Raw genomic sequence first — 14667 nt, 5'->3', positions numbered from 1 at the left:
CTAAAATCAACGCAAATGTATTACAATTATTTTAATAAAACAACGTCGAAACGCTATTTTGCGTCAAAAAACAATAAAATTTAATCATTTTTTCAAACCAGTAAAACGGCAACATGTTGTACAACATAAATCGGGGCTGGCACCATTGAAAGGCAGCGACAACAATGAGGGAAAGAAGGGAAAGAAACCGCCAAAAGACAATCGCAAATCACTTGCGAGAGTATTTTATATTTACTAACTTTGCCCAAAATTGTATATAATTTATAAAAAAACCTATAACCTAATGGCAACAATCAAGTTAAAGAAAGGTTACAACCTAAATCTTGAGGGAAGCATCGCCACAAGCACGGTAGCAAGCGCACCCGCACCCAAGCTGTGCGGCATTGTACCCGACGACTTCTGGGGCGTGACTCCCCGCATGGAAAAACAGGTGGGCGACCACGTTGCTGCCGGAGAAGCATTGTACCACGACAAGAAGCACGAGGAGGTGAAAGTCGTGAGTCCGGTGAGCGGCGTGGTGAAAGCGGTGAACCGTGGCGACCGGCGCAAGATTGAGTCGATAGAGATTGCGTGCGACGGCAGCGACAGCCGCCACAAGCCCAGGCTCGACGCTGGGGTGAAGGCTGCGTTGCTCGAGTCGGGACTGTGGGTCATGTTGCGCCAGCGCCCTTACGACATCGTACCCGACCCCGACGTGACACCACGCGACATCTTTGTCACCTGTTTCGACTCGGCACCACTCGCGCCCGACCTCCTGCTGGTGACTGGCGACAAGCAGCATTATATTAAAAAAGGTGTAGAGGCACTTGCAAGCCTCACCAGCGGCAAGGTGTATCTGGGCTGTGCCCCGGGCCATGTGATTGAAGTGGAAGGTGCTGAAACCAACGTCTTCGACGGGCCTCACCCAGCAGGCAACGCCGGCGTGCAAATCAACAATGTGAAACCCGTCAACAAGGGTGAGGTAGTGTGGACGCTCGATGTCGTGACCCTGGCCCGCATAGGCGAGCTGCTCGCGACTGGCATGGCAAGCTTCGACACAATTGTGGCTGTCGACGGCTCGGAGGTGGCAACGCCACAATATGTAAAGACGGTGATGGGCAGTCCAGTTGCCGACCTGGTGGAGGGAAACATTGCCGGCGACAGCAAGTTGAACAAGCGCTACATAAGCGGCAACGTGCTCACCGGCTCCAAGGTGGACCCCGAGACAGGATACCTGCGCGCCCCCTACAGGCAAATCACCGTGATACCCGAGAATGATCATCCCGACGAGTTTATGGGTTGGGCCTCGCTCAGCCCCAAGAAATTCAGCATCTACCGCGACTTCACAGGATGGTTGCTGGGACGCAGGAGGAAAAAAGTGAAGATGGATGCCCGCCTGCAAGGTGGCGAACGTGCCATTGTGATGAGTGGCGAGTATGACCGCATGCTGCCCATGGACATCTACCCCGAGTTTCTAATTAAGTCGATCATTGCCTTCGACATCGACAAGATGGAGCAACTGGGCATCTATGAGGTGGCTCCCGAAGACTTTGCCCTGGCCGAGTATGCCGACACTTCCAAGCTCGAGTTGCAGCGCATCGTGCGGCAAGGGCTCGACAAAATGAAGAAAGAGATGGAATAAACGACAATGAGACAATAAATTGAATACAAAACATTAAAGTAATACACAATAGTGAAAGCTCTTAAAAAATTCATGGACAAGATAAGTCCGTCGTTCCACGAGGGCGGCAAGCTGGCCAAGCTGCAGTCGGTGTATGACGGAATGGAGACTTTCTTGTTTACGCCCAACACGACATCGCGTTGCGGCGTGCACATCCACGATGCCAACGACATGAAGCGCACCATGAGCACTGTGATTGTAGCCTTGATACCGTGCCTGCTATTCGGCATGTACAACGTGGGGCTGCAACACTACCTGGCACTGGGACAGGCAGCCCAAACAGGATGGTTCACCATGTGGCTGTTTGGACTGCTGGCCATGCTGCCCGTCATCATAGTAAGCTATGTGGTGGGACTGGGCATCGAGTTTATAAGTGCACAGATTCATCACAAGGAGATACAGGAGGGTTACCTGGTGACCGGCCTGCTCGTACCCTTGATTGTGCCCATCAACACACCGCTGTGGATGACAGCCATTGCAGTGGCATTTGCAGTCATTTTTGCCAAGGAGGTGTTTGGCGGCACAGGCATGAATATATTTAATGTGGCACTGGTGACCCGCGCATTTCTTTTCTTCAGCTATCCATCGAAGATGAGCGGCGACCTGGCCTTTGTGAAAACGAGTGCTGCTCTTGGCTTCGGCGGCAACGGGCCGGTGAGCGACGCCTTCACGGGCGCCACCCCACTCGGGCAGGTGGCCACCAATGTGGGCAACGTGCTGCACCCCTTGCACGACGTGGCTGGCCATGCCATCAGCACGGCCGACGCCTTCTGGGGCACCATAGCCGGCAGCCCGGGCGAGACCTCGGTGGCCTGCATCCTCATAGGCGCCCTGGTGTTGCTTGTGACTGGCGTGGCATCGTGGCGTGTGATGGGCTCGGTGGTGGCTGGCGGTCTGGTCATGGGATTTGTGGCCCATGCCTGCGCCACACCCACCTACCCCGCATCGTTTCTCGACCCGCTGGCGCAACTGTGCTACGGCGGTTTTGCCTTTGCAGCAGTGTTTATGGCAACCGACCCTGTGACGGGTGCACGCACCCACACGGGGCAGTACATCTACGGTTTCCTGATAGGCGTGATTGCCATCTTGATACGCGTGTACAACGGCGGCTATCCCGAGGGCGCAATGCTGGCCGTGCTGCTCATGAACGCATTTGCACCGCTCATCGACCATTGCGTAGTGAGCGTAAACATCAATCGCCGACTTAAACGAGCCACGCGCTCTACTAACGAGTAAAGGAGGGACACAACTATGAACAGAAACAGCAATACCTATCAAATCCTCTATTCGGCCATCATGGTCATCCTGGTGGGCGCCGTGCTGGCATTTGTCTACATGGAACTCAAGCCCAAGCAAGACGAGAACAAGGCCAACGACACCCGGTCGCAAATACTGAGCGCCATCCACAAGACAGCAGCCGACGGCGAGGTGGGCGCCACCTTCGACAAGTATATTGTGAAACAGTACCTCATCGACGCCCAAGGCAACGTGACCGACAGCACACAAGACGTAGCCTTCAAGGTGGACATGAAAGCCAACGTGAAGAAGCCAACCAGCCAGCGGGTGCTGCCGGTGTATGTGAGCAAGCTCGACGACGGCAGCACAAAATATGTGATCCCGATGTACGGCGCCGGCCTTTGGGGACCTATATGGGGCTATATGGCTGTCGAGAGTGACGGCCAGACCGTGTATGGCGCCAACTTCTCACACGAGGGTGAGACTCCCGGTCTAGGCGCACGCATTGCCGAGAAGCCGTTCCAGGATGAATTCAAGGGTAAGAAACTCTATGAGAACGGAGCCTTCAAGGGCGTAGAGGTGCTCAAAAAGGGGCAAAAGAGCACGACCGGCGCCGACCATGTCGACGCACTCTCGGGTGCCACTATCACAAGCCGCGGCGTGTCGAGCATGCTCACCGACTGCCTGGCTCCCTATGACTCGTTTTTCAAGAAACTACAAGGTGAAACCGCAAAATAACTCAAGAAAGCACTATGTTATCAAAGAAAAATAAAGAGGCTTTATTCAACCCGTTCTCCAAAGACAATCCTGTCCTTGTGCAGATATTGGGCATATGCTCCACGCTGGCGGTGACCGTCAATCTCGAGCCTGCAATCGTGATGGGCATTTCGGTCACGGCAGTGCTGGCATTCAGCAATGTAATCATCTCGCTCATACGCAACACCATACCCACTACCATACGCATCATTGTGCAGCTCGTGGTTGTGGCAGCACTGGTGATCATCGTGCAGCAATTTCTTGTGGCCTACGACTACAATGTCTCGAAGCAGCTCTCGGTGTTCATTGGCCTGATCATCACCAACTGCATCCTGATGGGCCGGCTCGAGGCCTTTGCCATGAGCAACAAGCCCTGGCCGTCGTTTCTCGACGGCATAGGCAACGGTCTGGGCTATGCCATCATCCTGGTGATCGTGGCCTTCTTCCGCGAGCTGCTGGGCAGCGGCACCGTACTGGGCTACCATGTGGTGCCCCAATGGTGCTATGACCACGGCTACATGAACAACGGCCTGATGATACTGCCCCCCATGGCACTCATCGTGGTGGCCTGCCTGATATGGGTGCACCGTGCACTCAACAAAGACCTGCAAGAAGAATAATCAAGTAACAACCACAAAGATATCGCAACACAATGGAAGAATTAAATCTATTTGTAAAGTCAATTTTTGTTGACAACATGATATTTGCCTACTTTTTGGGAATGTGCTCATTTCTGGCAGTTTCCAAGAATGTAAAAACGGCATTCGGCCTGGGCGTGGCTGTTACTTTCATGCTGGTGGTGACACTGCCGCTCAACTACGCACTCGACCGTTATGTGCTGCAACCTGGGGCGATGAAATGGCTTGCACCTGCACTGGGCAGCGTCGATCTGAGCTTCCTGGGCTTGATCATGTTTATCGCAGTGATCGCGTCGGCCACCCAGCTTGTGGAGATGGCTGTTGAGAAATTCTCGCCCTCGCTCTACAACTCGCTGGGCATATTCCTGCCGCTCATTGCAGTGAACTGTGCAATACTGGGCTGCGCCCTGTTCATGCAGCAGCGAGACTTTGGGAGTGCGCTCACGGCCACCGTGTATGGTGCAGGCAGCGGCATAGGCTGGCTGCTGGCCATCGTGGGCCTGGCCGCCATACGCGAGAAGCTGGCCTACAGCGATGTACCCAAGCCGTTGCGTGGCATAGGCATTACATTTATAATTACTGGGCTCATGGGCATAGCCTTCATGAGCTTCCTGGGCATTAAACTTGGATAAAGACAATGATACTTATAGCAGAAACCAATGTGAGTGTAACCGTGTTAAGCAGCGCGGCAATATTCCTTGTGATCACCTTGCTGCTCGTGATTTTGCTGCTGGTGGCCAAACACTACCTCGTGCCTTCGGGCAAAGTGCACATCGACATCAACAACGGCAAGAAAGACCTTGAGGTGACGACGGGGTCGACCCTGCTCAACACGCTGCACACCCAGGGCGTGATGCTCTCGAGCGCATGCGGCGGCAAGGGCAGCTGCGGCCAGTGCAAGGTACAAGTACTCGAGGGCGGCGGCGAGATCCTGCCCACCGAGACTGTGCACTTCACCCGCAAGCAGCAGAAGGAGCACTGGCGACTGGGATGCCAGGTGAAAGTGAAAGACAACCTCAAGATTCAGGTGCCCGACTCGGTGCTTGAAGTCAAGGAGTGGGAATGCACGGTGATAAGCAACAAGAATGTGTCGTCGTTCATCAAGGAATTCAAGGTGGCCCTTCCTCAGGGCGAGCACATGCATTTCATACCAGGCTCCTATGCGCAAATCAAGATACCGGCCTACGACTGCATCGACTATGACAAGGACTTCGACAAGTCGCTCATAGGCGAGCAATACCTGGGTACTTGGAAGAAGTTCAACCTCTTCTCGCTCAAGGCCCACAACCCCGAGGAGACAACACGCGCCTACTCGATGGCCAACTATCCCGACGAGGGCGACATCATCACCCTCACGGTGCGCATCGCCACCACGCCATTCCTGCCCAAGCCCAAGATTGGGTTCCAGAATGTGCCCACCGGCATCGCCTCGAGCTATATCTTCTCGCTCAAGCCGGGCGACAAGGTGACCATGAGCGGCCCCTATGGAGACTTCCACCCCAATTTCACCTCGGGAAAGGAGATGATATGGATAGGCGGCGGAGCTGGCATGGCACCATTGCGCAGCCAGATCATGCACATGCTGCGCACTCTGCACTGCCGCGACCGCGAGATGCACTTCTTCTACGGTGCCCGCGCCCTCAACGAGGCCTTCTTCCTCGAAGACTTCTGGCAACTTGAAAAGGACTACCCCAACTTCCACTTCCATCTCTCGCTCGACCGTCCCGACCCGGTAGCCGACGAGAAAGGCGTGAAGTACTACGCAGGCTTTGCCGTGAACTGCGTGCGCGACACCTACTTCAAAGACCACGAAGCCCCCGAAGACTGCGAGTACTACCTGTGCGGGCCGCCCATGCTTATCAAGACGGTGACCGAGTATCTCGACAGCATAGGCGTCGATGCCGAAAGCATCATGTACGACAACTTTGGGTAAACAGAGAGAGAGATACACAACAACAATAGCAGAGCGCTGAATCTCGGAAAGAGACTTGGCGCTCTCTTTTTTTACAATCTACAGCACTTGCCATCGCACGACTATGGTTTTCGGTAGTTTTTTATAATCTAAGTTGAAATTTATTAACGAGTATATTGAAAAATTAAAAAGTAATCACTAAATTTGTGAACAAAGTAAAATACCATAACAAAATCGAAACGACATGAAGCTGAAAGAGAAGATAAAAGCTATACCCAGCTACTTCAGCTACCGACAAAAAGTGACGCTGGTCTCGATACTTGGAGTGATCGCAGGCCTGTGCATTCTGTTTGCCTATCTTCTCCGCATGCACACCTATATCATAGGTGATGACCCGGCAGCATGTGTAAACTGCCACATCATGTCGACCTACTATGCTACCTGGAGCCACTCGTCACACGGTCGTGACGTGACTTGCAACGACTGTCATGTGCCCAATGACAACATCGTGTCGCACTATGCCTTCAAGGGCACCGACGGCATGAAGCACGTGGCCTATTTTGTGACCCACAGCGAGCGGCAGGCCATCATGGCCGAAGAAGGGAGCAAAGAGGTGATCATGGACAACTGCATACGTTGTCACAAGCAGCTCAACCAAGAATTTGTGAAGACGGGGCGCATCGACTACATGATGGCCAAGCGCGGAGAGGGCAAAGCCTGTTGGGACTGTCACCGCAATGTGCCTCATGGCGGCATGAACTCGCTCAGCTCGACGCCCATGGCCGAGAGTCAAGTGCCACTGCCCCCCGACCCCGTGCCTGCGTGGCTGCAACGAGCCTTGGGGCATGATCCTGGCAAAATGACAAATTGAGGCGTGGCAAGCACGGCCTTATAAACAGGAAACAAGAACAAGAAAACTAAAGACAATATCAAAATATGGCAAAGCAACTGAAAAAATGGCAAGGGTGGCTCATCTTCGGAGGATCGATGGTGATTGTCTTCGTTCTGGGCCTTCTATGTTCATCGCTGCTGCAACGCAGGGCCGAGGTAGCAAGCGTGTTCAACAACCGTCGCACCCCCATGACCGACTCAATCGTAGCGCAAAACGAGAAGTTTGCCAAGGACTTCCCGCGCGAGTATGAGTCGTGGGCCATGACGGCCGACACATCATTTGAAAGCGAGTTTAACGGTTCACAGCGCAAGGACGCTCTTGAGCAGCACCCCGAGATGGTGATCTTGTGGGATGGATACGCCTTCAGCAAGGAGTACAACACGCCGCGCGGTCATCACCATGCCATCGATGACATGCGAGAGATACTGCGCACCGGCAATCCGGGAATCGATGGCGACGGCGACATCCAACCAGGCACCTGCTGGACGTGCAAGGGTCCCGACGTGCCTCGACTCATGCGCGAGAAGGGCATCAAGAACTTCTATGCTGCCAAGTGGAGCCAATGGGGCTCGGAAGTGGTGAACTCGATAGGCTGCTCCGACTGCCACGACGCCCGCACGATGGACTTGAAGCCATCGCGGCCTGCCCTATACGAGGCATGGGCACGTGCAGGAAAAGACGTGAAAAAAGCCTCTCACCAAGAATTGCGCTCGCTCGTGTGCGCCCAGTGCCACACCGAGTACTACTTTGCAGGCGAAGGCAAGTACCTCACTTTCCCCCAAGACAACGGCATGAGTGTAGAGGACATGGAAGCCTACTACGACAAGATCAATTTCAAGGACTTTGTGAACCCGCTTTCAAAGACTCCTATCTTGAAAGCACAGCATCCAGGATATGAACTTTTCACAATGGGTATACACGGCCAGCGCGGCGTGAGCTGTGCCGACTGCCACATGCCCTACATAAGCGAAGGCGGAGTCAAGTACACCGACCACCACATCATGAGCCCGCTCGCCCACATCGACCGCACGTGCCAGACTTGCCACCGGGAGAGTGCCGACACACTGCGCCAGGCCGTGTATGAGCGTCAGCGCAAGTGCAACGAGATAAGGGTGCGGGTAGAGAAAGCACTTGCAGCAGCCCATATCGAGGCAAAATTTGCCTTCGACCACGGTGCCACCGATGCCGAGATGAAACCCGTGCAAAGCCTGATACGCAAGAGCCAGTGGCGTTGGGACTATGCAGTAGCCAGCCACGGCGCCTCGTTCCACGCTCCTCAAGAGGTGATGCGCATTTTGGGACATGCCCTCGACTTTGCACAACAAGCCCGTCTGGCCAATGCCAAGGTGCTTGCCAAGCACGGCTACACAGGCGACGTGCCGCTGCCCGACCTATCGACCAAGGCCAAGGCTGAAGCCTTCATAGGTCAAAACCTGCCGTTGCTGCAACAGAAGAAGAAAAAATTTCTCGACACCGTGGTCCCGCAATGGGTCAAGAGTGCCAAGAAAAACAAGAAACTCATTGAAATCTAAACCCCATGTGGAAAAAACCATGGTCGCCTAAAGAAGGCATAACAATTGGAGGAGGACTTGTAATAGTTGGAGTCCTTCTCCAATTTTCGGTAGGCCCAGTAAACTGGGACGTATTTGCCTGGCCAGTCAACATCTTCATGATGGCCATCTATGTCCTGCTGCTGGCATTGGGCTATGCAGTCAAGGACAAAGTGTATGCAATAAGATATCTCATGAGCTGGAAAGCAGCAGTGCCCACGCTGGTCTATGCAACAGTTCTCGCCGCGATAATGGGCGTCACGCAGCAAGTGAGCGCACAAGCCGCACCTCTCGACCCCCTCGGGTTGAGCAAGATGCTGTCGTTCTGGCCATTTGTCTTGATTTTCTTTTTGCTCACAACCATATTAGGACTTGTAGCAGTAAAGCAGACTGCGCACTTGAGCTGGGCCAGGGTGCCCTCACTGGCAAGCCACATAGGGCTGTTTTTGGTCATCGTGTGCGGCACACTCGGCTCGGCCGACATGCAACGGCTCAAGATGTTTTGCGAGTATGGCCAGCCCGAGTGGAGAGGGCTCGACAGCAACAACCAGGTGCACAACCTGGATGTGGCTATCCAGCTCGACAAGTTCATCATGGAACAGTACAAAGAAGACAAGATGCCAAAGCGCTTTGCCTCGGAGGTTGAAATCATGACCCAAGACGGCAAACACATCCAAGCCACCATCGACGTGAATAAGCCCTATAGCGTGAACGGATGGAAGATATACCAGTATGGCTACGACCAGGCCATGGGCCCGATGAGCCAGTATAGTGTGTTTGAACTTGTGCGCGACCCGTGGCTCACGCCCGTGTATGCAGGCTTCGGGCTGCTTTGCATAGGTGCAATAGGCATGCTGGCTGGGGCAAAGTCAAGGAAGGAGGCAAAGGCATGATTTGGGACTACTTCATCTATTTTGCCATAGCAGCTATAGTGCTGTGGTGTGTGGGCGCATGGGCCTCGTGGCAAAAGCGTTTCACACTGGCCTGCACAACGACACTGGCAGGCATCCTCATTTTTCTCGTCTACATTGTCATCATGTGGGTAGCACTGCAACGGCCTCCCATGCGCACCATGGGCGAGACACGGCTGTGGTACTCGCTTTTCCTTCCCATGACAGGCATGGTCGTGTATGGGCGATGGCGCTATCGCTGGATATTGCCGCTCACCACCATCATGGCCATCGTTTTTGTAGGCATCAACCTGCTACGGCCCGAAATACACAGCAAAGCCCTCATGCCCGCACTGCAGAGCCCATGGTTTGCGCCCCACGTCATTGCCTACATGATAGCCTATGCACTCATGGGGGCAGCCACGCTCATTGCCATCTATGAGCTGGCATTCAGGAAAAAGACAGCTTCGGGCACAAGCGGCCAATCAAAAGACGACCTGGTGTGTGCCGGGCTGGCACTGCTCACACTGGGCATGCTCATGGGAGCATTGTGGGCCAAAGAAGCCTGGGGACACTACTGGGCTTGGGACCCCAAAGAGACATGGGCAGCAGTCACGTGGCTGTCGTATTTGGCCTACCTGCACCTTGCGCGCTACGACAAGCAGCATCAACGGCTGGCCTGCTGGATGCTCATCGTGAGTTTTTGCCTCTTGCAGATGTGCTGGTGGGGCATCAACTACTTGCCATCGGCCCAGGCTACAAGCGTGCACACCTACTCGATGCAATAGCGGGGCTTAAAGCCGTGCCCGTATAATAGCAACGGAGATAGCGAGAAACAGTCGCTGTCTCCGTTGCTGTGTGAAAGGGGGCACGGGCATGCATTTAAGTTTTTTTTGACATCGATTGTATTGGATTTTATCGCAAAAGCAGTATTTTTGAGTAAATCAAAACGAGAGATTAACGATGCTAAGAAACATTTTGATACTCACTGCTGCCCTTTTGGCTCTGTGTGCCAGTGCAGGCGACAAAAATACCGTCGTTGTGCCCAAGCAGTTCACCAGGGATCAGTCAGGCATGATTCCGGAGAAAACCGATTATATGAAACTGCAAAACCTTGCCTTCAACAGGCGTGGCGAGCAGCAGGCACTCATCGCTGCGCTGCAGCCAGTGCTCGACAGCATTGTGAGCACCAACTACGAGCTTCCCTTCTTCTCTCTTACCCTGCGCCCCATGACAGCCGGCGGCACCCGTGTGGAAATAGCAAGCTACGACATGATGCAAGAGCCAGCCGCGGCACGCAAGTTGCTGTATGGGGTGTTGAAAATAAAGAATTGCTATTTCATTGTGAAAAATGCCGTCACCACGACCGACAATATCCTGCTCCTGCAACAGATGTGGGTAAATGCCAGCGGGAAAACGCGCTTTGAGCGCATATTTGAGCTCGTGACCGACCCTGTGCACTATGGTGGCACAAAATTTGTTGGGCAATATCAAAATGGGCGCATCACACCGTCGACGTTTATTGTAAACGGGGATGACATGCTGCATCCAAAGCCTGCCGAGCCGCTACCACCCGAGACCATCGGGCAATAGCACGCTCGCCATGTGATGACATAACACTGCAAAACAATCGCTAAAAAAGAATGAGATATGGAAAATGACAAAACTTATGTAATAGCCATAGGTCGCCAGTTTGGTTGCGGAGGGCGAGAAATAGGACAGCTCATAGCCAAAGGGCTGGGCGTTGCCTACTATGACAAGGAACTGCTGAGCGAGGCTGCCAAGTCGAGCGGGGTGAACGAAGACTTCTTTGAAGCGGCCGACGAGCGGTCGCCTCGCTTCTTCTCGAGCCTGTGGTCGTTCAACCTGGGCTACAACACAGGGGCCTACTTCATAGGCGACACGCCGCTGAGCGACGACAGCATATACCGCGCCCAAAGCGAAGTGATGACACAGCTGGCCGACCGCGGTCCATGCGTGATTGTGGGACGCACGGCCGACTACCTGCTGCGCGACCATTGCAAGGTGGTGAGCGTGTTTGTCCACTCCTCGATTGAAGACCGCGTGCAGCGCATCATGAGCCGCGGCGATGCCAAAACCGAGAAAGAGGCCCGCGAGAAGGCCGAAAAGAAAAACAAGCTGCGTGCCGAGTACTACAATTTCTACACCGACAAGAAATGGGGCGATGCTGCAAGCTACGACTTGAGCATCGATGCCTCGCTGCTGGGCACACAGGCCACAGCAATGTTCATCATCGACTTTGTAAAGAAAATCATCAACAAAAAATGAAAAATATATGCAATCATTGCGGGCAAGTCATCCCCGACGGGGCCAAAGTGTGTCCCAATTGCGGCACACCCGCGGCCAATGTCTCTCATGATGAAAAAAAAATATGGGAACGCGACGACCTGAAGCCCGCACAGGAGTCCGATGTGCTTGACACCCAGGAGTCTCTCGGGTCAGGCATCACCCCTCCCCCATTCCACGAAGCTGAAAAGCGTCACCGACGCAAGTTCTTCTGGGTTGCCATTACACTTGGAGCCATAGCTGTTGTGCTCATCATCATCATGCTCATCGCTTGGCTGGCCAGCCACAGCAGCGTGCACTACTCTCACTATACCACACGAGAGCACACCACAGTGACCCACACACCCAATGGTACAATCACGGTGACTACAAGCGGCAACATGAGCGATGCACAAGCCGACTCGATGATGCAGGCCGCCATGGCCGAAATGCAGCAGACCGACAGTGCCATGCAAGCCATGATGAACTCGATGATGGGCGGAGCCGATCCCTTTGCCAGCGAGATAGAGGGCGAAATGCCCTCGAGACACATGGCTCAACAACACCATGCTTCTACACCGACGATGCCCACCCTGGCAGGCCACATTGGAAAACGGGAATTTGTGATGGTGCTTAATCTTAAGGACCCGCAGAACGTGAAAGGCTCGGGCAGCTATGTAGCCAACGGCAAGGAGCAAGGCAAGCTGCACTTGCTGGGCATACAAGACGGCGAGGCACTCACAGTGTCGATTTACGGCAAGGGCAACAAGCTGCAAGGCACCCTCTCGGGGAGCTACGACGGGATACAGTACCAAGGCAGCTACCAAGTCGACGGCAAGGAGACGCCCTTCGACCTCTATGTGAGATAGGCCGCCATAAATCCACCCGACAGAACAAGGAGACGGGACAAAGTCGTGAGATGACACAACGACTTTGTCCCGCTCAATTTGTTTATTGCCTTGCTATCTTGGAAAAATTTCAGCCAGCAACACGTTGCCTCAAGCATCAGCGCACCATGTCGTTGACGATGCGGCCCTGTATTTTGGACGAAATCTTTTTCCAGTCGCGGCTTGCGATATAATCCTTGATAATCTCGGCATGCTGCAGGTTGTGCATGTCGCTACCCAGCATGTCGACGAGGTTGTTCTTGATGAGCCACAGCGCAATCTCTCTTGCGCCCGACCCAAAGTAGCCTGCCAGCGAGAGAATATTGAGCTGGAAGCTCACCCCGTTGGCATGCAGGCGCCCATAGCGCTCACGACGGTCGTAGTAGTAGTGGTAGCGCTCGGGATGTGCCAAGATGGGATGAAACCCCTTGCACTGCAAGTCGAAGAGCAGCTGGTCGATCTCGATGAGCTCCTGGGTGAATGAGTTCTCGAGCAGGATGTAGTTGCCAGGCATGGGCAGCACGCGGCCAGCAGCATAGAGCTTGTTCCAATACTCGTCGATGCGATATTCTGAAGACAGATGCAACTCGATGTCGAGACCGGCATCGGCAACGGCCTGCTTGAGCAAGGTAAAGGCGGCCGAGAGGGTCTCGGGAGTGTTTTCAAAGGTTTCGGCAGTAGTGTGCGACGTCAAGATCACACGATTCACGCCCATGTCGAGCTCGGCCCTGAGCATCTCGAGCGAATCGCTCACCGAGGCCGAGCCGTGGTCAACGCCAGGCAGGATGTGGCAGTGCACATCGGTGTGATAAAACAGAGTGGCGTCGTTTTTTTTCTTCTTAAAAAAATCAAACATGTTGTCCTCAATTTTGTCATGCAAAGGTAGTACAAAAATCCCGTTTTTTTCATTACCTTTGAGACGTGAATACACCGAAATCATGATAAAAGTATTTAAAAACACTATATTTTCATTACTCCTCATCCTGTGCGGCACTGCAATGCCCACCATGGCCAAGGAGAAAGTAAACGTGCAATGGCAAAAGACGATACTGGCAGCTATCGACTCCTTTCCCCAACATGGAGGCTACTACACGGGCAGCCAGCCCACGGCCACCTTTGCCACCACTGCCTGGCAAGGGCTTGACAATGCCTTCCAGATGCACCCGGGCGACAAGAAGCCCCACTTCGACCCCGTCCTGGCACAGCCGTCGTTTTGCTCGAGCGCCACTTACTCGGTCATCGTGAAGGCGCTCATCATGTGGGACAGCAAGGGGGCAATCTCACGCCAAGCCTGGATCAACATGAAGCCCTGTGTGGGCATTGTCGGGCCTCTCAATCCCCAAGGGCTCTCGCAAGCCGACGGCCAGGGCTTCTGGGGGCGTGCCAACGCCAACGGCCCGTCGCTGGGCTGCCTGGTGCACGAGTTGGGTGCCGGCTTCAGCATGACGGCCTACCGTGGCGCCAAGAGCACGAAAAACAAGGAGACACCCGACGAGCCCTACATGACCGACGAGCAATGGCTCAACAACCCGATATGGAGTCACATGGTGCCAGGCGACATTGTGAAAATATTCTGGAACCGGAACGACGACCGCGGCAGCGACCGCGGTGCCATCATAGGCGACAACGGCGTGAAGGGCGATGACCAGGAGGCCGGGCACAGCGTCGTCTTCACTGGCTTTGACCATGAGGGCAATATCACCTACTGGAGCAGCAACGGGCCTGGCCGCGAGCCTGCCAAGATGGGCTACAGCACAGCACAGTGCAACAAGCTGAAGATACAGCGCATCGTGGTGACCCGCATCTTGCACCCCGAGCGTTTCGACCGCGTGAAGCACATGGCCCCCACGAGCATCGACCAGTACCTTTTTGACCTAAACGGCAAGAAGCACTCGTCGACCGCCGAGCTGAAACGCCATTGTGGCATCAAATGATTCCACAATTATCACTGCATCATAAT

The 14667-nt window shown here is 54.1% G+C and carries 15 protein-coding genes; 14 read left to right on the top strand and 1 reads right to left on the bottom strand.

Features of this window, described 5'->3' with window-relative positions; genetic code table 11:
• Positions 1-283: 283 nt before the first annotated feature.
• The 13 genes from GF423_RS12975 (at position 284) to GF423_RS12915 (ending at position 12689) form a co-directional block, all read left to right on the top strand.
• Positions 284-1621, top strand: a complete 1338-nt coding sequence (locus GF423_RS12975) for a Na(+)-translocating NADH-quinone reductase subunit A (RefSeq protein ID WP_154328760.1) — start codon at positions 284-286, stop codon at positions 1619-1621.
• Positions 1622-1672: 51 nt separating this feature from the next.
• Positions 1673-2896 (top strand): NADH:ubiquinone reductase (Na(+)-transporting) subunit B, encoded by a 1224-nt coding sequence (locus GF423_RS12970; RefSeq protein WP_154328759.1) that lies wholly within the window; start codon positions 1673-1675, stop codon positions 2894-2896.
• 15 nt (positions 2897-2911) lie between these two features.
• Positions 2912-3634: an NADH:ubiquinone reductase (Na(+)-transporting) subunit C gene (gene nqrC, locus GF423_RS12965; RefSeq protein WP_154328758.1), complete on the top strand. Its 723-nt coding sequence runs from the start codon at positions 2912-2914 to the stop codon at positions 3632-3634.
• A gap of 14 nt (positions 3635-3648) precedes the next feature.
• A complete protein-coding gene (locus GF423_RS12960; protein WP_154328757.1) occupies positions 3649-4272 on the top strand; it encodes an NADH:ubiquinone reductase (Na(+)-transporting) subunit D in 624 nt (207 codons plus the stop codon).
• 32 nt (positions 4273-4304) lie between these two features.
• Entirely contained in the window at positions 4305-4922 is a 618-nt protein-coding gene (gene nqrE, locus GF423_RS12955) for an NADH:ubiquinone reductase (Na(+)-transporting) subunit E (RefSeq protein WP_154328756.1), read from the top strand.
• Between the two features lie 5 nt (positions 4923-4927).
• Positions 4928-6223 (top strand): NADH:ubiquinone reductase (Na(+)-transporting) subunit F, encoded by a 1296-nt coding sequence (nqrF, locus tag GF423_RS12950; RefSeq protein ID WP_154538277.1) that lies wholly within the window; start codon positions 4928-4930, stop codon positions 6221-6223.
• A gap of 223 nt (positions 6224-6446) precedes the next feature.
• The gene (nrfH, locus tag GF423_RS12945) at positions 6447-7073 is read left to right on the top strand and encodes a cytochrome c nitrite reductase small subunit (protein WP_154328755.1); all 627 of its coding nucleotides are present in this window, start codon (positions 6447-6449) and stop codon (positions 7071-7073) included.
• A 65-nt stretch (positions 7074-7138) separates the two neighbouring features.
• Positions 7139-8626: an ammonia-forming cytochrome c nitrite reductase gene (gene nrfA, locus GF423_RS12940; RefSeq protein WP_154328754.1), complete on the top strand. Its 1488-nt coding sequence runs from the start codon at positions 7139-7141 to the stop codon at positions 8624-8626.
• A 5-nt stretch (positions 8627-8631) separates the two neighbouring features.
• Positions 8632-9537 carry a cytochrome c biogenesis ResB family protein gene (locus tag GF423_RS12935; protein ID WP_154328753.1) on the top strand — a complete coding sequence of 302 codons (906 nt, stop codon included), beginning with the start codon at positions 8632-8634 and terminating at the stop codon, positions 9535-9537.
• Entirely contained in the window at positions 9534-10322 is a 789-nt protein-coding gene (locus GF423_RS12930) for a cytochrome c biogenesis protein (protein ID WP_154328752.1), read from the top strand. Before GF423_RS12935 ends, GF423_RS12930 begins: the two co-directional genes overlap by 4 nt.
• Before the next feature lie 175 nt (positions 10323-10497).
• Positions 10498-11127: a hypothetical protein gene (locus GF423_RS12925; protein ID WP_154328751.1), complete on the top strand. Its 630-nt coding sequence runs from the start codon at positions 10498-10500 to the stop codon at positions 11125-11127.
• Positions 11128-11184: 57 nt separating this feature from the next.
• Positions 11185-11823 (top strand): cytidylate kinase-like family protein, encoded by a 639-nt coding sequence (locus tag GF423_RS12920; RefSeq protein ID WP_154328750.1) that lies wholly within the window; start codon positions 11185-11187, stop codon positions 11821-11823.
• Entirely contained in the window at positions 11820-12689 is an 870-nt protein-coding gene (locus GF423_RS12915) for a zinc-ribbon domain-containing protein (protein WP_206113263.1), read from the top strand. The genes GF423_RS12920 and GF423_RS12915 overlap by 4 nt, the downstream gene beginning before the upstream one ends.
• 136 nt (positions 12690-12825) lie before the next feature.
• Here GF423_RS12915 and GF423_RS12910 read toward each other — a convergent pair whose 3' ends face one another.
• Positions 12826-13563 (bottom strand): tyrosine-protein phosphatase, encoded by a 738-nt coding sequence (locus GF423_RS12910; RefSeq protein WP_154328748.1) that lies wholly within the window; start codon positions 13561-13563, stop codon positions 12826-12828.
• A gap of 82 nt (positions 13564-13645) precedes the next feature.
• Between GF423_RS12910 and GF423_RS12905 the strand changes: the two genes are divergently transcribed.
• A complete protein-coding gene (locus tag GF423_RS12905) occupies positions 13646-14641 on the top strand; it encodes a hypothetical protein (RefSeq protein ID WP_154328747.1) in 996 nt (331 codons plus the stop codon).
• The last annotated feature ends 26 nt before the right edge of the window (positions 14642-14667 follow it).

It is taken from the genome of Sodaliphilus pleomorphus, from assembly GCF_009676955.1.
In the GTDB taxonomy this organism is placed as follows: Bacteria; Bacteroidota; Bacteroidia; order Bacteroidales; family Muribaculaceae; genus Sodaliphilus; species Sodaliphilus pleomorphus.
This window is presented reverse-complemented; position numbering and strand designations above follow the sequence as displayed.

Bases quoted from the DNA above. Each gene is read 5' to 3' on its own strand.
- nqrF (WP_154538277.1), top strand. From the start codon at position 4,928: ATGATACTTATAGCAGAAACCAATGTGAGTGTAACCGTGTTAAGCAGC.
- GF423_RS12925 (WP_154328751.1), top strand. From the start codon at position 10,498: ATGCTAAGAAACATTTTGATACTCACTGCTGCCCTTTTGGCTCTGTGT.
- nqrC (WP_154328758.1), top strand. From the start codon at position 2,912: ATGAACAGAAACAGCAATACCTATCAAATCCTCTATTCGGCCATCATG.
- GF423_RS12920 (WP_154328750.1), top strand. From the start codon at position 11,185: ATGGAAAATGACAAAACTTATGTAATAGCCATAGGTCGCCAGTTTGGT.
- GF423_RS12930 (WP_154328752.1), top strand. From the start codon at position 9,534: ATGATTTGGGACTACTTCATCTATTTTGCCATAGCAGCTATAGTGCTG.
- GF423_RS12910 (WP_154328748.1), bottom strand. From the start codon at position 13,563: ATGTTTGATTTTTTTAAGAAGAAAAAAAACGACGCCACTCTGTTTTAT.
- GF423_RS12975 (WP_154328760.1), top strand. From the start codon at position 284: ATGGCAACAATCAAGTTAAAGAAAGGTTACAACCTAAATCTTGAGGGA.
- GF423_RS12935 (WP_154328753.1), top strand. From the start codon at position 8,632: ATGTGGAAAAAACCATGGTCGCCTAAAGAAGGCATAACAATTGGAGGA.
- nrfA (WP_154328754.1), top strand. From the start codon at position 7,139: ATGGCAAAGCAACTGAAAAAATGGCAAGGGTGGCTCATCTTCGGAGGA.
- GF423_RS12905 (WP_154328747.1), top strand. From the start codon at position 13,646: ATGATAAAAGTATTTAAAAACACTATATTTTCATTACTCCTCATCCTG.
- GF423_RS12915 (WP_206113263.1), top strand. From the start codon at position 11,820: ATGAAAAATATATGCAATCATTGCGGGCAAGTCATCCCCGACGGGGCC.
- nqrE (WP_154328756.1), top strand. From the start codon at position 4,305: ATGGAAGAATTAAATCTATTTGTAAAGTCAATTTTTGTTGACAACATG.
- GF423_RS12960 (WP_154328757.1), top strand. From the start codon at position 3,649: ATGTTATCAAAGAAAAATAAAGAGGCTTTATTCAACCCGTTCTCCAAA.
- nrfH (WP_154328755.1), top strand. From the start codon at position 6,447: ATGAAGCTGAAAGAGAAGATAAAAGCTATACCCAGCTACTTCAGCTAC.